The following is an 18903-nucleotide window of genomic DNA, read 5'->3' as shown; positions in this document are numbered from 1 at the left end:
GCGAAGTCGCCGAGCCTACGGTGAGAACGGACCCAGGGCTGCGAGCGAGTGGATGACGGTGATTCCGTCGCCGCCGGTGACGCCGAGCTCGGTGCGATCCAGCCAATAGGCTTGCAGGCCTGCGTCTCTGGCGCCGATGCCGTCGACGTCGTAGCGGTCGCCGACGTAGGCGACGTGCTCGGGTGGCAGGCCGAGCATGGCGCAGCCGGCGTGGAAGATGCTGGGGTCCGGCTTGGGCGTGCCGAATTCGCTGGAGCAGAGGACGGCGTCACCGAAATGGTCGAGCAGGCCCACCGCGCCCAGCTTCATGCGCTGGTGGTTGCGCGAGGAGTTGGAAACCACACCCAAGCGCAGGCGGGTGGTCAGCTCGCGCAGGGTGGGCGGGACGTCAGGGAAGACAAGCCATTCGGTGTCGCGCAGCGCGACATAGCGGGCGAACCAAGCCACCGGATCGTCGGACGTGACGCCGATATGCGAGAGGAACCGCCGAGTGCGCGACTGCTGCTGACCGGTGAAGGTGAGGTCGCCCGCGAGATAACGCGGGTACTCCTCCTCTTCGAGTGCCCGCCACAGCCGGACCGCCTCGTCCGGCGCGCTGAACCGGTCGAGCAGCCCTTCGGCGGCCAGATGCTGCAGGATGCCGTTGCGGGCCGTGCCCGCATAGTCGATGAGCGTGTCGTCGACATCGAAGAGAATGCCGCGAATCGTCATGGGCGGGTTCCGATCACAACGGTGGCACCCAGTTCCTCATCCTCGGCGATGCGCGCGACGAGGCCGTGCCGCCGCATGATCTCGGCCGCCGCGCTCGCCTGCTCTTCGCTCTCCTCCACGAGCAGCTGCCCGCCCGGCGCCAGCCACTCCGGCGCGACGGCCGCGATGCGCCGCAGAATGTCCAGCCCGTCCGCACCGCCGTCGAGTGCCACCCGCGGCTCGTGATCGCGGGCCTCCGGCGGCATCCGGGCGATTTCGGCCGAGGGGACATAGGGCGTGTTCGCGAGCAGAATGTCCACGCGCCCGGCCAGATCCACGGGAATCGCGTCGAACAGATCACCTTCGTACACGGACGCGCCCAGTGCGGCGAGGTTCGTGCGAGCGCACGCCACGGCCGCCGGTTCGATATCGGCGGCGGTCAGCTCCACACGAAGGCCCGCGACCGCGGCCTCGGTGGCGAATGCCAATCCCAGCGCACCGCAGCCACAACAGAGATCGAGCGCCACCAGCGTGCGATCGGCCGCGGTCCCGGCGCGGCCCAGCGCCACCGCCTGCTCCACCAGGAATCCGGTCCGCTGCCTGGGCACGAACACTCCGGCCGCGACCCCGACTCGCAGCCCGCGAAATTCGGCCCAGCCCAGCAGATGTTCCAGGGGGTAGCCGGCAATGCGCTGCACGACAAGCGATTCCAGGTGCGCGGCATCGGTGGCCGCGCCGAGCAGCAGCGCCGCCTCGTCCTCCGCGAACACGCATCCGGCGGCCCGCAGCCGGGCTACGAGGGTGTCGGTGTCGGGAGCGCTCACCGAGTCATTGTGCACACTCGGACATTCGACCGGGTCGACCGGGGTGTGGCCCCGATCGTCCGGGCGGGCCCGGCTAGCGTTCGGTGGGCAGCCGCAGGGTGCGGGTGGCGTCGAGGTAGATGCCGCGCTGACCGCTGCGAGACGGCGGCGGCAGCTGCGAGACCAGCTGCTCGAGCGAGGTGGTCGCGCCCACCACCGGCATGCCCGCCACGATGAAATCGCCGACGGCCCGGCGAATGTGGTTGGGGGAGGTGACCACGATGGCGCTGGTGGCGCCCGCGTCGCGCAGCATGCCCACGCCGAACAGGGCGTTCTGCACGGTCGAGCCCGCGCGGTGGTCGGCCAGAATCCGGCTCGCCGGAATCCCGTGTCCGATCAGCCAGCCCTGCATGGCCGCCGCCTCGGTGATCCCGTTCTGCGGGTTCCCGCCCGTCACCAGGATCGGCGACAACGGCGAGACGATGGCCTGCAACCAGGCCGCCTGCAGCCGGTTCACGAGTTCGGGCCGCATGGATCCGTCGGGCAGCAGGCCGTAACCCATGACCGCGATACCGGTCTGCGGACCCGCAATGGCCGGAATCGGATTCGGTAGCGTGCCCACGGCCGCGCCGATGGCGTGGAAGACATTGCGGGTGCCGTCGGCCAGGCCGGGGTTGAGCCCGTTGAGCCGGTTGAGCGCCACCTCGCGGGTGACCAGGTCACCGGTGTAGTCGGACCAGATGGCCTGCAATGACAGCGCCTGCGCGTCATCGGGAGATTCATTGAGCAACTGCCGCAGATCGGACAGGCCTGCCTGCTCGTTGCCGTCGGTGAAGTTGTCCTGTGCGGAGTTGTAGAGCTGTCCGGGGTCCGCTTGCGCGGCACCGGTTCCGAAGAGGGCCAGAGCGGCGGCGGTGGCCGCCAGGAGGGTGGGGAAACGCCGGGCGATCTGCACTGCTTGGACCTTTCGTCGGGTCACGCATTGCTTTCTTGCTGGCTATCTACACACGGTGTTGCTGGCTACCTACATGCTTTGCTGGTTGTTGACTCGGTACCGAATGGGGACACGATACGACTGTGCGCCGTGGATGTCGGTGATTTGTCATTGTGATTTTGCGTCGCGATAGGGTGTGATTCCGTGGATACGACTTCGCTCCCCGGCAAGGAACTCGCCGCCGCCATCAACGCCGACACCAAGCAACGGGCCGCCGCGCTCACCGAAGCAGGCCGGGCGCCCCGGTTGGCGCTGGTGATCGCCAATGACGATCCGGCCAGCACGTGGTACGTGAAGTCACTCAACCGTGCCGCGGAACGTAATGGAATTGCCTGCGAGAACGTCGATCTGGGTGTCGACGCCACCGCCGAGCAGATCCGCAGCAAGCTTACCGAACTTTCCGGGGACGCCTCGGTGGACGGCATCATGCTGCAAACACCGCTGCCCAAGGGCGTGAGCCTCGAGGATGTGGGTTCGGCGATCGCCGCGGCCAAGGATGTGGACGGCGTCAGCCCGCTGTCCCTGGGGTTGCTGGCCTCCGGCCTGCCGGGATTCCCGCCCGCCACCTCGGAGGCCGTGGTGGAGCTGGCCAAGTTCCATGCCGTTCCGCTGTCGGGCCGCAATGTCACGGTGATCGGCCGCTCGAATGTGGTCGGCAAGCCGCTGGCTCAACTGTTGCTGGCCGAGAACGCCACGGTCACCGTCGCGCACTCGCGGACAACCGACCTGCCTGCCGTCACCTCGACGGCCGATGTGGTGGTCGCCGCCGTCGGCCGCGCGGGACTCGTTACCGCCGAGCACATCCGCCAGGGCGCGGTCGTCATCGACGTCGGCACGAATGAGGACGAGAACGGGAATCTCGTCGGCGATGTGGATGCCGCCTCGGTCACCGGCAAGGCCTCGGCCCTGACACCCGTGCCGGGCGGCGTCGGTCAGGTCACCACCGCGCTGCTCCTGCGTCACGTGGTCCAGGCCGCAGAATCAGCACGCTGAGAGCAGCGCGGCAGCTTTCTACCAGTGGGTGGTCACCGGATCGCCGATGCCCACATTGTCGTAGTACCACTCCGCGTCCGCGGGAGCGAGATTGATGCAGCCGTGGCTGACATTGGCGTTGCCCTGGGAGTCCACCGACCAGGGCGCGGAGTGTACGTAGACACCGCCCCAGGTCAGGCGTTCCGCGAATTCGCCTGTGAGGTAATAGCCCTCCGGGTCGTTGAGCGGGATGCCGATGGTGCGCGAGTCGAAAATGACTGTGCGCTCACGGGACAACACCGGGAAGGTGCCGACCGGGGTTTCGCGGCCGGGCTTACCCATGGACGCGGGCATGGTCCGGACCGGGGCGCCACCGATGAACACCGTGAAGGTGTGCGCGGACATATCGGCGTCCGCGGTGGTGCCGCCATTGGTTTCGAACCGGATATGGCTACGGCCCGCCGACACCGTGATCGGGGAGGACGCGGGCAGGTAGTGGGTCGGGGTCCAGGTGACCTGCTGGTTGTCCTGCCAGGTGAAGGTGCCGGCCAGCGAGGTGTCGGCACGGACGTCGACGGCGCGTTCGGCGCGGGCCCGATCGGTGATCGGGGCGGCGAAACGCATGGTGACCGGGGCCGCGATGCCCACCACCTGCCCTGGGCTCAATGAAAACGATTGCACGGCTGGGAGGTCGGGGGTTGCCATGGCCGCGCCCGCGGCCCCGGAACCGAATGCGGCTGCCGCCGCGACAAAACTAGCGACGAACAGGTAGCGCAGCGCTTTCCGCATGTTCCATCCCTTCGAGAGGGTGTGGGCCTGGATTTCTCAGACTATGGCCTGATGATCGTTCCCATCCGGAAATGTGCCCGCTTCGTGACCTATGTCCCGGCGTGGAGGCTTTGTGAAGCTCGTGTCGCCCGGTAGTGGGGCGGAAACGACTGTGCCCCGTTCCGTAACGGAACGGGGCACAGTCACCGAGGCGCGTCCGGCCGGGTCGGCGCCCGGGCGGATTCCCGCGGTTCCTAGGCGGTGGTGATGGCCGAGACGACGTCGGTGTGCAGGGCGTCGGCGCGGGCCATGATCTCCTCGATCTGCTTCAGGACGGGAGCGAACTCGGCGCCCGCGCCCGCATCGAGGGAGGCCACATTGATGGCGATGTTCAGCTGCGAGCTGGCCGCGGCCGAGCGGGCGGCATCGGCGGCCGCGCCGATATCGGTGACCACGTTCGGATTGCCGATGGGCAGCAGTTCGTTTGCGAGAGAGATGATTTCGTCGGCCTCGGCGACCACGGCGGCGGGTACGCGGGCGGCGTTCAGCAGCGACTCGGTGATGGCCTGCTTGCGGGCGGCCAGCTGCTCGTCGGTGTCCTTGGGCAGCTTGTAGGCCTTGCCGACGGCGGTGAAGGCGGCGGCATCGGCGTCGGCCAGGGCCAGCGAGCGCTCGCGGGCGGTGTCGGCGGCCTCGATGATGCGGTCGATGACCGGGCGGTTCTCGGCATCCTTGGCGCGGGTGGTGTAGCGCGCGACCATGGCGACCAGCGCGGCGCCCTGCGCGGCGTGCAGCGCGGCCACGGCCCCGCCGCCCGGCGCGGGCACCTTGGCGGCCAGCTGATCCAGGTATCCCCGCAGGGTCGAGTCACCGAAGGTGGTGGCCTGCGTGGCGTCCTGAGTCATGAGGGGTGGCCTCCCTTGGGATTGCGGCGAATTGGTGCGATGTCCGCGACTACCGTACCGGCTCGGGCGCGGCGGGCCCGCGCAGGGCGACACCCGGCCGCCGCGAGGTTGTTGACCGGTTGCCGGTAAGGTCCGAATCATGCGTATCGGATTGTCGATCAATTACACCGACGGCTTCAAAGAGGTGGCCGCGGAGGTCGCCGACCTCGAACGAGCGGGCCTCGACATCGTGTTCGTGCCGGAGGCGTATTCGTTCGACGCGGTGAGCGCGCTCGGCTACCTGGCCGCGAAGACCGAACGGGTGCAGCTGGCCTCGGGCATCCTGCAGCTCTACACCCGCACGCCCACGCTGACCGCCATGACCGCGGCGGGCCTGGACTATGTCTCCGACGGCCGCTACATCCTCGGCCTGGGCGCTTCCGGCCCGCAGGTGATCGAGGGCTTCCACGGCGTGCCCTACGACGCGCCCATCGGCCGCACCCGCGAGGTGCTGGAGATCTGCCGCAAGGTGTGGAAGCGCGAACGCCTGGAATACCAGGGCAAGTACTACACCGTCCCGCTGCCCGAGGGTAAGGGCACCGGGCTGGGCAAGCCGCTCAAGCTGATCAATCACCCTGTGCGCGAACGCATTCCGGTGCTGCTCGCCGCGCTCGGCCCCAAGAACGTCGAGCTCGCCGCCGAAATGGCCGAAGGCTGGCAGCCCATCTTCTTCCTGCCCGAGCAGGCCGGCGCCATCTGGGGCGACTCCCTGAAAGCCGGTAAGGCCAAGCGCGATCCGGCCCTCGGCGACCTGGACGTCTTCGCCGGCCCCGCCCTCGCCATCGGCGAGAACGTCGAGCCCCTGCGCGAATTCGTGAAACCGCACCTGGCCCTCTACATCGGCGGCATGGGCGCCAAGGGCAAGAACTTTTATCACACCCTGGCCACCAAGTACGGCTACGGCGCCGAGGCCGACCGCATCCAGGAGCTCTACCTCGCCGGCAAGAAGGACGAAGCCGCCAAGGTGGTCCCCGACGACCTGGTCCGCGACATCTCCCTCATCGGCACCCCCGGCTTCGTCAAGGAACGAGTCGCCGCCTTCCGTGAGGCCGGCGTCACCGCCCTCAACGTCGTCCCCCTGGCCGCTACCCCGGCCGACCGCGTCAAGCTGGTCGAACAACTCCGCGCCATCTGCGACTGACTCCGGTTCAAACAAGAACGCCCCGACCACCACTGGTGGTCGGGGCGTTTGCGTCTGGTCCTACCGATCAGCGCTACATCGGGGGTTTGGGGGCCAGGCCCCCAATTCCCGCTTCGGGGGTGCGGGGGCGTGAGCCCCCGCGTGTTCAGTTCTGGCGCAGGGCGCCGAGGGCTTCGTCGAGGGTGGGGTGGAGGGCGAAGACCTGGTCGAGGTTGGTCATTTTGAGTTGGCGGCTGGTGGCGGGGCCGTCGGCGACGACCGCTATGCGGGTGCCGCCGGCGCGTTTGTGGGCGGCCACGAGGGCTGCCATGCCCGCGGAGGCGAGGAAGCTCACCTCGGACAGGTCGATGACGAGTGCGCCGGGTTTGCCGGCCAGGGTGCTGTCGATGGCGTTCTCCAGCGCGGGCGCTGTCGCGAGGTCGACCTCACCGGCCACGGTCAGCACCGTCGCATCGTCTTGCACGGTGACCGAGGTGGTCATCGCGTCGCCGAAAGGAGCGTCTCCGGAAGTGTTGGTCACGTTAGAACAATCTGCCATGATCCGTCCGTTCGTGTTGCATCGTCTTCCACATTGGCATCGCGGCGGTAGCTGACACAACATGTGAAAAGCCTAGTTACCGCATCATTTCGGTGTTGACAGCGTTTGGATGGCGCTTTTGTGCCGTTGGTGTGTCATACCCGTCCGGCGGAGAACGATACCGCCGGCAACCGCACCGTCATCCGTACCAGTGTGCCGGGACCGGGCGTGTGATCGATGTCCAATTGATCGGTGAGTGCCCGCATCATGGCTATGCCGCGCCCGCGATCGCCCGGATCAGCGGGCAACGGTCTCCAGGTGCCGGTATCGGTCACCACGAGAGTGACTGTGTCCAGCCCGGATTCGGCGGTGAGCGCCACCCGCCCCGGACTGCCGTCCCGATAGGCGTGCTCGATGCTGTTGCTACACGCCTCGTTCGCGGCCGAGATCAGGTCACCGGCCAGATCGTGCGGGATGGCGGCCGCCGCGAGCCAGGACTTCAGCGCCCGCCGCATGACGGACAACTGGCTCGCGTCCGCGGGCACGTCCAGCCGCAGCGGTGCCGGCGGCTGCCGGTAGACCACCATGGCGATGTCATCGTCGTAGCCGCCGCCGGGACGCAGCCGCGACAGCACCGCATCGGCGACCTCGCGCGGCAGTTGGGTCGCGGCGCCGGTCAATTCGTCGGCGAGCTCCACGAACCGCTCGTCGATATCCACGCCGCGTTGCTCGACCAGTCCGTCGGTGAACAGCACCAGGGTGGAGCCGGGCGTCATGGGGGTGGTGGCCTCGGGGCGGCGCGGCGGATCGAAGGTGGCCAGCGGCACGGCCCGCCCGCCTTCGAGAAGTCTTCCGCGCGTACCGGGTTCGGCGAGCACCGGCGGCATATGCCCGGCGCTGGAGTAGCGGATCAGTCCGCGCACCGGATCCAGGATGGCGGCACACACCGTCGTGCACATGGCGCCGGGTATGCGGGCGGCGACGGTGTCGAGTTCGGCCAGCAGCTGCGCCGGGCCCGCACCGCGCAGCAGCAGCGCCCGTGCCGCCGTGCGCAATTGGCCCATCACTACGGCCGCGGAGAGGCCACGGCCCACGCAGTCGCCGACCACCAGGCCGATGGTGCCGTCCTCCAGCCGTACCACGTCGTACCAGTCGCCGCCGATCTCCAACGGCGGCAGCGCCGGTTCGTAATGCACCGAGAACCGCGGCGGCAGTTCGATCGGGCCGAGCATGGCTCGCTGCAGCGTGAGCGAGGTGGATCGGGCCTGGTCGAAGTTCCGCGCCCGCTGGACCGCGAGGCTCAAATGCCCGACCAGCAGCGAGAACAAGGCCCAGTCGCCGGGTGTGATGACCCGCGGCGCGGCGAAGCGCAGCCACAGCGCCGAATCGGCGGCTTCACCCAGCGGCGCGACAATGCCCTCCGAGCTGGACGCGCCCTCCGGAATGGCGAACATGGTGCGGCCGGGCCGCAATCGGGCCCGATCGAGCAGCGCTCGCGCTCGCGCGTCGAGCACCTGCCGGGTCTCGCTGCCGTCCGCCGGGGCGGGGTGATCGCCATTGCGTGCCGGGCTGCTACCGCGACTTGTGTTGTGGGATCGAAGCTCGGCGGGTGGGGTGTCCGTGTTGCCTTCGGAGACATAGAGTTCCGGCCCGGTATGCCGATTCGGCCAGACCGACACCACCGCGGTCTCGGCGCCGACGGTGCGGCGCAATTCCTCCAGGCCGACGGTGAGCACCTCGACGACGCTGGTGGCCGCGCCCACGGCGGTAGCCAGGCGGGAGACGGCCTGATCGCGGGCCTGCGCATCGTGTTCGGCGGTGACATCGCGGATGGTGCCGACGAAGATCCGTTCGCCGTTCTCGGGTTTCACCAGCGAACTGGTGCTCACCGCGAGCCACAGGCGGCGGCCGTCGCGATGCTGGATGGGCATGACGAAGCGGGCCGCATCGGTGCCCAGATCGGGATAGCGCGGGCCTTCGGGGAAGGCCCACGGGTAGGGGAGGGCGTAGGGAACGCCGTCGGGCCCGTAGCCGGTGAGCGCGCCGAAGGAGGAGTTGACCTCGATCAGGGTGCCCTGCGAGTCGACGACGAAGAACCCGTCCTGCAGCGATTCGACGAGTGCCGTGCGGAAGGCATCGCGCCCGGCGAGATCGTCCGCGCGGGAACGCTGTTGCTCGTAGCGCCGGGTACCGTCGAGGAAGCCGCGAGTCGCGACATCCAGCGCGGCCATGGTCTGCAGTAGGAACTCCAGCGCCGCTTCCGACCGGTCGGTGCCGTCCGGCAGCGGCACCAGCCCTTCATCTTCCAGAATCCGGAAGTGATGCTCGGTCAGATCGAGAATGCTCACGCCCTCGACGAGCGCGCGCCGCCCCAGCTCGTAGCCCTCGGCGAGACTGTTCTGATTGGGCGCGCGCAGATGCAGCCGGAGCGCGGCGGCATACGCCTCGCGGAAAGCTGCCAGCACGGCACTCATTTCGGCGTACCCACCGGCGGATGATGAGTGTGCGTATGCCCTCGATGCCGGGCCGCCAATACCAGCGCGTCGTCGGTGTCCTTGGCGTGCTTGGCCAGAATATCGGCGGTGATCTCGGAAGTCGGCTTGGCCAGGTCGATTCCGTCGGCGAAATCGCTGGTAATGCCGTCGGTCGACATGAGCAGCAGATCACCCGGCCGCACGGAGACGGTCTGCGACACCAGGGTCGGCGGCAGCAGATAGCCGACGATGCCGCCCACCAGCAAGGCGGCCGCGCGCACGGCCGGTTTGCCCGGCGCCGCGGCGACCACCCGGGAATCCACATTCCCCACACCCAGCCAGTGCAGCCGGTCCGCGGAATCGAAGAGCGCCAGCGACACCGCCGCGCCGCGGGTATCGGACATGGCCCGATGGCACAACAGCATCAGCACGTCCAAGGGTTCGGCCCGGTTCTCGGACAGCACCTGTGCCGCGCGGTCGGAGGCGTCGGCCGCGGCGGCCCCATGGCCCAGACCATCCAGTACGGCGAAAAGCGCGGAACCCCCACCCGCATCGAGTACCACGCAGCGATCTCCCGAAACCCGTTGTCCCGGTAGCGCGCGGCCGGCGACGGCCCATTCGATCGCGCCGATGAAACCGTCCTCACGCACTGGCGGGCACCCACTTCCACATCTCCACGAGCGTGCCCTGCCCGGGTTTCGAGTTGATGATCATGCCGTCCATGAGGCGGCGCGCACCCGGAAGACCCAGTCCCAGACCGCGTCCCGTGGAATAGCCGTCCTCCATGGCACGGTCGATGTCCAGAATGCCGGGGCCTTGATCCTGGGCCTGCACCACCATGGATCTGCGGCCCTCGCGGTCCTGCACTTTCAGTCGGATCTCTCCGCTACCGGCGTAGCTGGTGATATTGCGTGCCACCTCCGAGATGGCCGTGGCGATCATGGTGCGATCCGAAAGCGAGAACCCGAGTTTGCTTGCCATCTCGAGCCCCGCTTGCCGTGCGGTCACAATGTCGTTCGACACCTTGACCTGGATCACCACATTTTCAGCGGCCACGGTCACGACCGTCTCGTCGGCGGTTGGGCACTTGACGATTCAGCCAGGCCAGCCCCTCCTCGAGATCGAGTGCGGTGTGCATGTCCTCGAAGGTGAGACCCAGTTGAACCATGGCGAACGCGACCTCGGGCTGCAGGCCCACGATGACCGTTTCCGCGCCTCGGAGCTTGGTCATGTGGGCGATGGTACGCAGCGATCTCGCTGCGAAGGAATCCATTACGTCGATTGCGGTGACATCGACGATGATCCCCTGCGCCCGATACCTGCTGACGTACTTCATCAAATCGTCTTGCAAGCGTTCGGTATCCGCGTCGGTGAGTGCCGCTTGCACCGACGCGATGAGATAAGTGCCCTGCTTCAGAATGGGTACCGGCATCTGGCCCGCCCCGGGTTACCGTCCGTCGCGATCGGTCACACGGGACACCTCGTAGCCGAGCAGCCGCTCCGCCTCCTCGATGCCACCCTGCAGGTCACCGACGGCGTTCATCTTGGACAGGTCCAGGCCGATGGTGACCAGTGTGAGCGCGATCTCCGACGACAGACCGGTGATGATGACGCTCGCGCCCATCAGGCCCGATGCGTCGACGGTCTGTACCAGGTGGTTGGCCACGGTCGAGTCGATCGCGGGCACACCCGTGATATCGATGACGACGACCTTGGCGCGGTTGGCGCGAATCGCGCGTAGCAGCTGTTCGGTGAGCTGCCGCGCGCGCTGGGAATCCAGCACGCCGATGATGGGAAGAATGAGCAACTGCTCGCGCACCTGGAGCACAGGAGTCGAGAGTTCTCGAATCGCCTCCTGCTGCTGGCGGATAACGCGCTCGCGCTCCTGAACGAAGGACACGCCCACGGTATTGGCGATGCGGTTGGCGGCGGGCTCGTAGGCGTCGAGCACCTTGTTCAGGAGTTCGAAATCGGCCTGGTACTTCTCGAACAGCGAGCGGGCCAGCACATCTCGCAGCAGCAGCACGATGCCGAGGACCTCGTCGGTTTCGACGCCTCGGGGGATGATGCGTTCGGACAGGTCGCGCGCATAGGCCTGCAGCGCTTCGACGCTACCGGTTTCGAGTACCTCGACGTAGTTGTCGTAAACCGAGGTGGCTTCGGAGAAGATCTCCTCCGGGGTCATGGCGGTGAGCAACTGGGCATCGGTAATACGACGGGCCCACTCCTCGCGCAGTTCGGTTCGGTTCTGCCGCAGGTGCTCGACCAGCTGCGGAAGCAGGTTGTCGACGGAACCCGCCGGCAGCGAGTCCGGCGAGAGGCCGATGGACACGTCGGACATGGAAACTCCTGCCCCTTTCGTAAGGCCAGGTCGGGTGCTCACTTCTCGGTCGGCGGAACCGGAGTGCGGTTTGCCGGCCGTGCGCTCGGTGCCGACCGCCGTCGGAAGCCGGTGCCGAGCCTAGTCTTACCCAGTACCCAATGGGTGCCAAACCAAACAGTGGTCGGCAGGTTGATTATCGAGAATGATGACCGTCCCGGGCCTCGGGTCTTCGATGATGGTCCAGCAAAGTGTCGTAGATGTCGGCGAGTGCGGTGAGTTGGCCGCGGTCCAGGACGTCGATCATGTGACGCCGCACACTGTCCACGTGCGCGGGCGCCGCACCGTCCAGCACTTGTGCGCCCTTGTCGGTGAGGACCGCCGCGGTGCGCCGCGCATCATCGGGAATCGACTCCCGCGCGACCAGCCCCCGCTTCTCCATCCGTGTGATCTGATGCGAGAGTCGGCTCTGCGACCACTCCAGCACCGCAGCCAATTCCGCGAAACTGCGCCGATGATCGGGCGCGTCGGCCAGCCGGGCCAGCACGGTGTATTCGACGTAGGTGAGATTGGCCTCGCGTAGGGAATCCCGTCCCACGGCAGCGGCGATCAGATCACGAGTGAACACGAACCCCAGCCACGCACGCGTCTCGACTTCGTCGAGCCAACGGGGTTCGGTCACAGTTCCACTCCCGGTCTCTGCTGCCATGCTAAGTCCTTCCCCCCGACGACAAGCGCATCATGGACAGGTAACACCGCCCGGGTTGAAGGTGCAACCTGTGGCCGAGCGGGTGGTAAGCCTTCCCTAACGGCAGGGGAAGCGGGGGCGGTCGATAGAGTCGGTCTGCTTGAACCGTTGGCTGACCAGCCCCAGCCCTGCTCGAGGAGTGCGATTCGTGACCGCGCCTGATTTCCTGTATTCGGATCTGCTGCCCATCGGTAAGGACGAGACGCCTTACCGATTGCTCACCACCGAAGGTGTCAGCACGTTCGAGGCGGGCGGGCGGACCTTCCTGCAGGTCGATCCCGAGGTATTGCGGATGCTGACCGCGGAGGCGATGCACGACATCAGCCATTACCTGCGGCCCGCGCATCTGGCGCAGCTCCGGAAGATCATCGACGATCCGGAGTCCAGCGGCAACGACCGGTTCGTGGCGTTGGATCTGCTGAAGAACGTGAACATCTCCGCCGGTGGGATCCTGCCCATGTGCCAGGACACCGGTACCGCCATCGTGATGGGCAAGAAATCCGAGGGCGTGCTCACCGGAGTCGATGACGCGGAATGGATTTCGCGGGGCGTGTTCGACGCCTACACCAAGCTGAACCTGCGGTACTCGCAGCTCGCGCCGATCACCATGTGGGACGAGAAGAACACCGGCAACAATCTGCCCGCGCAGATCGAGTTGTACTCGCAGCCGGGCGATCCCGCGCAGCCGTCGTACAAGTTCCTGTACATGGCCAAGGGTGGCGGCTCGGCCAACAAGTCGTTCCTGTACCAGGAGACCAAGGCCATCCTGAACCCGGATCGCATGCTCGAGTTCCTGGACGAGAAGATCCGCTCGCTGGGCACCGCGGCCTGCCCGCCGTACCACCTGGCGGTCGTCATCGGCGGCACGTCGGCCGAATTCGCTTTGAAGACAGCCAAATACGCCTCCGCGCACTACCTGGACAATATGCCGACCGAGGGCTCGATGGCCGCGCACGGCTTCCGGGATCTGGAGCTGGAGGAGCAGGTCTTCAAGCTGACCCAGTCCTTCGGCATCGGCGCGCAGTTCGGCGGCAAGTACTTCTGCCATGATGTGCGGGTCATCCGCCTGCCGCGGCACGGGGCGAGCTGCCCGGTCGCCATCGCGGTGTCGTGTTCCGCGGACCGGCAGGCGCTGGCCAAGATCACGCCCGAGGGCGTGTTCCTGGAGCAGCTGGAACGCGAACCGGCGCACTACCTTCCGGAGCAGACCGACTCCATCCTCGGCGGCGACGTGGTGAAGATCGACCTGAACCGGCCGATGGACGAGATCCGCGCGGAACTGTCGAAATACCCGGTGAAGACCCGGCTGTCGCTGACCGGGCCGCTGGTGGTGGCGCGCGATATCGCGCACGCCAAGATCAAGGAGCTGCTCGACGCGGGCAACCCCATGCCCGAGTACCTGCGCGATATGGCCGTCTACTACGCCGGCCCGGCCAAGACGCCCGACGGCTACGCCTCCGGCTCCTTCGGCCCCACCACCGCCGGGCGCATGGATTCCTACGTCGACCAGTTCCAGGCCGCGGGCGGCTCCTTCGTCATGCTGGCCAAGGGCAATCGTTCCGCGCAGGTCACCAAGGCGTGCAAGGAACACGGCGGCTTCTACCTCGGCTCGATCGGCGGACCCGCCGCGCGACTCGCCCTGGACTGCATCAAGTCCGTCGAGGTGCTCGAATACCCTGAGCTCGGCATGGAAGCCGTCTGGAAGATCGAGGTCGAGGACTTCCCCGCCTTCATCGTCGTCGACGACAAGGGCAACGACTTCTTCGCCGAAACCACCAAGCCCATCGCACTGCGCGTGCGCGAGCGCTCCAAGGAGCGCGTCTAACCCGAGGAGGACGGTCGATGCGGGATAGTCGCGCCGCAGTACGCACAGCCGCCGTAGTCGCGCTGACGGCGGCGGCCGCTGTCTGCGGCGCCCTGCCCAGCGCGGCCGCCGGCCCGGCGGCCCCCGCCTCGATCGCCCCGGAACCGCCTGTGCGCCAGGTGGATTCCCTTGGGCCATCGCCCACCGGAACCGACGGCCTGCAACCGATGCTGGCCTTCGCCTACAACCTCGCCTCGAACGAGGCCCACGCCCAGGGTGTTCCGCTGTGGATCGTCTCCGGCTACCGCACTCCCGCAGAGCAGGAAGGCTTGTGGGAGGACGGCATCCGCACCTACGGCAGCCCGGACGCCGCAAAGCACTGGGTGCTGCCCCCGAACGAATCCACGCACGTCACCGGCCAGGCCATCGATGTCGGCCCCCGCGAGGGCGCGGCCTGGCTGGAAGCCAACGGCAACCGCTGGGGCCTCTGCCGCATGTACGACAACGAGTGGTGGCACTTCGAAGTCGCCACCCTCCCGGGCTTCGCCTGCCCCGCCCGCCTGCCCGACGCCAGCATGCGCTGACGCATTGCGGCCTTGCCCGGGCCGGTCGCCCGATGCGAGTATGCGGTGAAGCCGGTCGTGCGCTGAGCCCGAATATGTGTCGCGGCCGGGTTGTGTGGCGGGCCGGATATCGAATTCGGCACGGAGGTGTGCCGGGGGCGAATTCGGGGTGACGGGGCGGTGGATCGGGCACGGGAATTGTCTGATTACCGCAGCTGAGCCGTCATACAAGGTCGGCGGGGCGTTCAACTGCGAACCGTACCGTTCGACCTGTAGCAATGGGCGGCAGGTCGCCGGGACGGCGCCTGGCTCGGCGGACGGAGATCCCATGTTGGACCCGCGACTTCGAACCATCTGGCTGGCCAATGCGGCGACCGGGGCGGCGGCCGTCGCGGTACGCGCGCCGCGACCGGTCTTCGCCATGGAATCCGCACGGGCCGAGCGGAATCCGGTGGTGGCCTCGGATCTCGAGGTGGTGACCGTCACCGATACCTCGGCCATCCTGACCTGGACCTCCCGCACCCGCGGTCGCGCCGGCCGGCTGTGGCCGGTGGTCGCGGACACCGAGGTGCGGATCGCGCCCGCGGACGGCGGGCCGACGCGCACCGCCTACTACGAGGGCCGGCGCACGGCCTTCCACTATGCCGAACTCACCGGCCTGGAACCGGGACGCGCTTATCGGTTCGAGGCGTACTCGGACGGCCGCCGCGCCGTGCCCGCCCGCACCCTGGTGACGCGGCGGGCCGGAACCCCGGAATCCACCGGCATTTTCACCACCCTGACACCGCCGCCCGGCCGGCTGCTCCGCACCATCGCGCTGGCCAATGATCTGCACTACGGCGAGCTCGGCAGCGGCATCGTATGGGGCGGGTTCGGCGATGGGCTGAAACTCGATACCGAGCACTATCCCGAAGTCATGCTGCGCTCGGCGCTGGACGAGCTGCGTGGTCCCGATCGGGGTGCGGATCATCTCGTCGCGGCGGGAGATCTGACGAGTTCGGGAACCGCCGAGGAGTCGCGCGCGGTGCGTGCCGCGCTGGACAGCTGGGGTGAACTCGGCCGGGACTACTTCGTATGCCGCGGAAATCACGACATGCCTGCCAGATCGGGTGAAGACCATTGGGGTGCGGTCTTCCATCCGCGCGGCCGGCTCGTCGAGTACTTCGCGGGCGGACTGCGGATCGTCGGGCTGGACACCACCCGGCCGAAGGGCGCCGGCGGCACCCTGACTCGTGAGCAGCTCGAGCAGCTGCGCGATCTGCTCTACGCCGATCCGGACCGGCCCACACTGGTTTTCGGCCACCACCCCGTGACCCGGCATGCGGCCGTGAGCAATCCGGGCGGTCCGGGCTTCGTGCTGGACCGGTTCACCGCCGGCGCCCTGCACGCGCTCTACCACCGGGCGCCCGGCGTCTTCCTGCACCACAGCGGCCACACGCACCGGAATCGGTTGAACCGCGCGGATTCCGGGATGGGTGTGGAATTCCTCGAGGTGGCGGCGATGAAGGAGTATCCGGGCGGGTATGCGCTGCTGCGGATCTACGAGGGCGGCTACATGGTGAACTTCCACAAGACGCGCGCGGAGGCCGCCCGCTGCTGGAGCACCCGCACCCGCAGTCAGTATCTGGGTCTGCATCCCGATCACGCGCTGGGCAGCTGCCGGGACCGCAATCACGTTGTCCGGCGCGATTTCTCGGGTCTCACGCCGGCGCGCGCGGAGCGCTGACAGCGCGGGGGTGACAACTACCGGGCAACCCCGCGGATCATGATCATCCCGCGTGCCGCGCCCGACCCGCCGCGGAATGTCGTGTCGTACCGGTATGTCCGGTGAATGTTCCCCGAATCCCGCCTGATCTTGTGCATACTTTTGCGAGCAATACGAGAGTCGACCGGACATCCTGTTGTCCGGTCATTCGCCGCTGTGCACGCGCCCGCGTTTCGGCATGCTGGGGGTGCAGCACATTTTTAGCTACGGAGGCATTTGGGTGGCCAGGCAAGGCAGGCACGGCGGTTCGACCCACGGCACGCTGCGAAACCAACGCCCGCCCGTCCAATCGACTCCCCGCCGCCCCGGTCGCCAGGTCCGCGAAGTCGTCTTCACCCCCGGCTGGCTCGCCTTCGAACTCCCCACCGCCGTTCTGCTCGCCATCTTCGTCGGCACCGGCTGGCTCGGTTACGCCCAGCACGGCGGCACCCCCACGCAGCCTCGGCCCGCCGTCGTCATCCCCGCCGACCAGGTGGCGCGGGGGCACTGAAACCCGCTGCGGCGCAGCATCAGCCCTGCATCGGGGCCCGATCTCTTGTCCAACGCCCCCGGTCTGTACATAGGCCGGGGGCGTTGCCGATCCTGGAGCTGCTCCGCCAGCCGGCTGTCGGCCGAGCCGACCAGGTTGCGCCCGAGATTTTTCCGCGTGCCGGCATCGACGGCGGTGCCCCTCGCGGGTAGGAGGGTGCCCCTCGTGGTCATCGCGGTGCGCCTCGCGGGTCCTGTGGTGCGACTCGTGTGCATGGCCGTGGGTGGTCATGGCCATTGCGACCGCCCTACGCGGTCCCTAGGGCATGAGACGGCCGCGGGAGTACTCCGGGCCGCTTTCGGCCCGGTACGGCGTCAGGACAAGCCTCTGGGGCTTGATGATTCGCTCGGACCGAGGGTCCCGGGCTGCGCCGCAAGCATTCCGATTGCCGGGAACAGCGGATTGCCCGCAGGACCGTTGTCCTGCGGGCAATCTCGACGGTGCCGGGGTGCGCTTACTCGGCGTTGGCCGAAGCGCCGTTGCGCGAGCGCGAGGCGGCGCGGGCGCGGCGGCGGGCCGCCTGGAGTTCGGCGAGTTCCTGCTCGAGGGTCTCGGCAATGCGGAACTGGCCGGTGTCGTAGACATTCAGCGGGGGCACCGGGTCGGCGACGTCCGCCAGCGGCGAACGCTCCTCCTCTTCGGCTTCCTTGCGCGGTTTGGCGGTGGCGGAGGTGCGGCGTTCCTTCTCGGCCGGCTTCGGCGCCTCAGCGACGGGCTCGGCCTTGGTAGGGGTGCTCTCCACGACCGTTGCGGCTTCGACGGTTTCGGCCTCGGGCGCGGCCGTCAGGGCCGGAGTGGCGGGCGGCATGCTCTGGCTGGACTGGCGCTGCTGCGGCCAGGCGACGACGGTGGGCATGGCGCGCCGGATCTGTTCACCGGGATCGGGTAGATCCCGGATCTGGTCGGTGGCGCGCACGATGGCGAGACCGTAGCGGGCGGCGGCCGAATTGTGGATCAGCAGCGCCACACCGATCATGACCGGTGCGATGGCGTGCACCGCCACGTCGTACCAGCTGCCCGTCTTCAGATACGGGTAGGTGTTCAGCGTGACAGTCAGTGCCAGCAGCGCGAATTCGGCGACGATGACCTGCCGGCGGCTGTCGATCACACCCCACTCGGCGACCTTGTTGGTGCCGATCATGATGATCACGAGGCAGACGCTGATCATGCCTTCGAGCAGATAGCTGAACCAGTACAGCGGATCGCTCGCACCACCCGGTGCGATGTTGTGCTGCACATTGACCGCGGACCAGAGCATTCCGGCGGCCACCACACCGGCGAGCGCGCGCTGCGACCACGCCCGGTGCTTGTACAGGGAGGCCAGTTTTGCGTGCGGGCTCGATTCGCGCCGCTGGGCGGCGATGGCCTTACGAGCCATCAAAAGGTCTCGAATGTCGGCCTTCTCAATCTCTTCGGTGGTCTGCCGGGCACGGTCGGCCGCGCCCGCGGCCGCCTCGGCATGTTTCCAGCGTTGCGCACGCTCCTGCTCGCGAATGCGCTCGGCTAGGTCCCGCTCGGCGACGAGTTCGTTTTCCGACAGCGCATCGGTGAGCGCTGGATCGTATTGGTAGGCAAGCCGACCACGGGCCTTCTCGACCCGCCGGGCCAGCTGCGAGACGTCGTCCTCATGGGGATGTTCGATCGTCATTTGGACCCCCGTCCAGGGAGTTGCGATGGCTGACAGGTGTTTCCGGTACGGAGGATCGGCACGGCTAACATTTCTAGTCGATAAATGCCCATCGGCGAAACTGTTGATTTGCCGAAGGTCCAATCGTTACGGCGCGCCGCTATGCGACACGCTGAGAGCTATCGATGATCGGGGCAGGACGGGGGGTCGTTCGGACCCTGCGTCCAGTGGGGTTGCCGGTTGC

Annotated in this window: 19 protein-coding genes; 6 read left to right on the top strand and 13 right to left on the bottom strand. The window is 67.7% G+C overall.

The genetic code is table 11. The features are described 5' to 3' along the window. Positions 1-15 precede the first annotated feature (15 nt). The 3 genes from ACIP5Y_RS27285 to ACIP5Y_RS27275 all read right to left on the bottom strand — a co-directional run bounded on the left by ACIP5Y_RS27285 (position 16) and on the right by ACIP5Y_RS27275 (position 2472). Positions 16-711, bottom strand: a complete 696-nt coding sequence (locus ACIP5Y_RS27285) for an HAD family hydrolase (RefSeq protein WP_400354183.1) — start codon at positions 709-711, stop codon at positions 16-18. Continuing rightward, positions 708-1514: a putative protein N(5)-glutamine methyltransferase gene (locus ACIP5Y_RS27280; RefSeq protein WP_400354181.1), complete on the bottom strand. Its 807-nt coding sequence runs from the start codon at positions 1512-1514 to the stop codon at positions 708-710. The genes ACIP5Y_RS27285 and ACIP5Y_RS27280 overlap by 4 nt, the downstream gene beginning before the upstream one ends. 73 nt (positions 1515-1587) lie before the next feature. Beyond that, a complete protein-coding gene (locus ACIP5Y_RS27275) occupies positions 1588-2472 on the bottom strand; it encodes a YdcF family protein (protein WP_400354179.1) in 885 nt (294 codons plus the stop codon). A 159-nt stretch (positions 2473-2631) separates the two neighbouring features. On the opposite strand from ACIP5Y_RS27275, the gene ACIP5Y_RS27270 reads away from it, so the two are divergent. Beyond that, positions 2632-3480: a bifunctional 5,10-methylenetetrahydrofolate dehydrogenase/5,10-methenyltetrahydrofolate cyclohydrolase gene (locus tag ACIP5Y_RS27270; RefSeq protein WP_400354177.1), complete on the top strand. Its 849-nt coding sequence runs from the start codon at positions 2632-2634 to the stop codon at positions 3478-3480. An 18-nt stretch (positions 3481-3498) separates the two neighbouring features. Here ACIP5Y_RS27270 and ACIP5Y_RS27265 read toward each other — a convergent pair whose 3' ends face one another. Together ACIP5Y_RS27265 and ACIP5Y_RS27260 are read right to left on the bottom strand one after the other, a co-directional pair. Beyond that, entirely contained in the window at positions 3499-4248 is a 750-nt protein-coding gene (locus ACIP5Y_RS27265) for a L,D-transpeptidase family protein (RefSeq protein WP_400354175.1), read from the bottom strand. 233 nt (positions 4249-4481) lie between these two features. Beyond that, on the bottom strand, positions 4482-5132 hold the full coding sequence (locus ACIP5Y_RS27260) for a cyclodeaminase/cyclohydrolase family protein (RefSeq protein WP_400354174.1): 651 nt from the start codon (positions 5130-5132) through the stop codon (positions 4482-4484). A 139-nt stretch (positions 5133-5271) separates the two neighbouring features. Here ACIP5Y_RS27260 and ACIP5Y_RS27255 point away from each other — a divergent pair, with 139 nt between their 5' ends. Beyond that, positions 5272-6312 carry an LLM class F420-dependent oxidoreductase gene (locus ACIP5Y_RS27255; RefSeq protein WP_400354172.1) on the top strand — a complete coding sequence of 347 codons (1041 nt, stop codon included), beginning with the start codon at positions 5272-5274 and terminating at the stop codon, positions 6310-6312. A 145-nt stretch (positions 6313-6457) separates the two neighbouring features. Here ACIP5Y_RS27255 and ACIP5Y_RS27250 read toward each other — a convergent pair whose 3' ends face one another. The 7 genes from ACIP5Y_RS27250 to ACIP5Y_RS27220 all read right to left on the bottom strand — a co-directional run bounded on the left by ACIP5Y_RS27250 (position 6458) and on the right by ACIP5Y_RS27220 (position 12305). Further along, positions 6458-6793, bottom strand: a complete 336-nt coding sequence (locus ACIP5Y_RS27250; protein WP_400355826.1) for an STAS domain-containing protein — start codon at positions 6791-6793, stop codon at positions 6458-6460. 191 nt (positions 6794-6984) lie between these two features. Next, complete coding sequence (locus ACIP5Y_RS27245) at positions 6985-9303, bottom strand: SpoIIE family protein phosphatase (RefSeq protein ID WP_400354170.1); 2319 nt, start codon at positions 9301-9303, stop codon at positions 6985-6987. Further along, entirely contained in the window at positions 9300-9953 is a 654-nt protein-coding gene (locus ACIP5Y_RS27240) for a SpoIIE family protein phosphatase (protein ID WP_400354168.1), read from the bottom strand. The genes ACIP5Y_RS27245 and ACIP5Y_RS27240 overlap by 4 nt, the downstream gene beginning before the upstream one ends. After that, entirely contained in the window at positions 9946-10359 is a 414-nt protein-coding gene (locus ACIP5Y_RS27235) for an anti-sigma regulatory factor (RefSeq protein WP_400354166.1), read from the bottom strand. Before ACIP5Y_RS27235 ends, ACIP5Y_RS27240 begins: the two co-directional genes overlap by 8 nt. Then, positions 10349-10735 (bottom strand): STAS domain-containing protein, encoded by a 387-nt coding sequence (locus ACIP5Y_RS27230; RefSeq protein ID WP_397011803.1) that lies wholly within the window; start codon positions 10733-10735, stop codon positions 10349-10351. Before ACIP5Y_RS27230 ends, ACIP5Y_RS27235 begins: the two co-directional genes overlap by 11 nt. A 15-nt stretch (positions 10736-10750) precedes the next feature. Further along, a complete protein-coding gene (locus tag ACIP5Y_RS27225; protein WP_397011805.1) occupies positions 10751-11644 on the bottom strand; it encodes an STAS domain-containing protein in 894 nt (297 codons plus the stop codon). Between the two features lie 175 nt (positions 11645-11819). Further along, complete coding sequence (locus ACIP5Y_RS27220; protein WP_400354164.1) at positions 11820-12305, bottom strand: MarR family winged helix-turn-helix transcriptional regulator; 486 nt, start codon at positions 12303-12305, stop codon at positions 11820-11822. A gap of 214 nt (positions 12306-12519) precedes the next feature. On the opposite strand from ACIP5Y_RS27220, the gene ACIP5Y_RS27215 reads away from it, so the two are divergent. From ACIP5Y_RS27215 to ACIP5Y_RS27200, 4 genes are all read left to right on the top strand, one after another. Continuing rightward, positions 12520-14196: a fumarate hydratase gene (locus tag ACIP5Y_RS27215; protein WP_400354162.1), complete on the top strand. Its 1677-nt coding sequence runs from the start codon at positions 12520-12522 to the stop codon at positions 14194-14196. Between the two features lie 17 nt (positions 14197-14213). Then, entirely contained in the window at positions 14214-14759 is a 546-nt protein-coding gene (locus ACIP5Y_RS27210; protein WP_400354160.1) for a M15 family metallopeptidase, read from the top strand. A gap of 307 nt (positions 14760-15066) precedes the next feature. Beyond that, a complete protein-coding gene (locus ACIP5Y_RS27205; RefSeq protein ID WP_400354158.1) occupies positions 15067-16464 on the top strand; it encodes a metallophosphoesterase in 1398 nt (465 codons plus the stop codon). A 259-nt stretch (positions 16465-16723) separates the two neighbouring features. After that, entirely contained in the window at positions 16724-16993 is a 270-nt protein-coding gene (locus ACIP5Y_RS27200) for a hypothetical protein (RefSeq protein ID WP_400354156.1), read from the top strand. A gap of 493 nt (positions 16994-17486) precedes the next feature. Here ACIP5Y_RS27200 and ACIP5Y_RS27195 read toward each other — a convergent pair whose 3' ends face one another. Next, positions 17487-18680 carry a hypothetical protein gene (locus ACIP5Y_RS27195; protein WP_400354154.1) on the bottom strand — a complete coding sequence of 398 codons (1194 nt, stop codon included), beginning with the start codon at positions 18678-18680 and terminating at the stop codon, positions 17487-17489. Positions 18681-18903: the final 223 nt, after the last annotated feature.

This window comes from Nocardia sp. NPDC088792 (assembly GCF_044750615.1).
GTDB lineage: Bacteria > Actinomycetota > Actinomycetes > Mycobacteriales > Mycobacteriaceae > Nocardia.
This window is presented reverse-complemented; position numbering and strand designations above follow the sequence as displayed.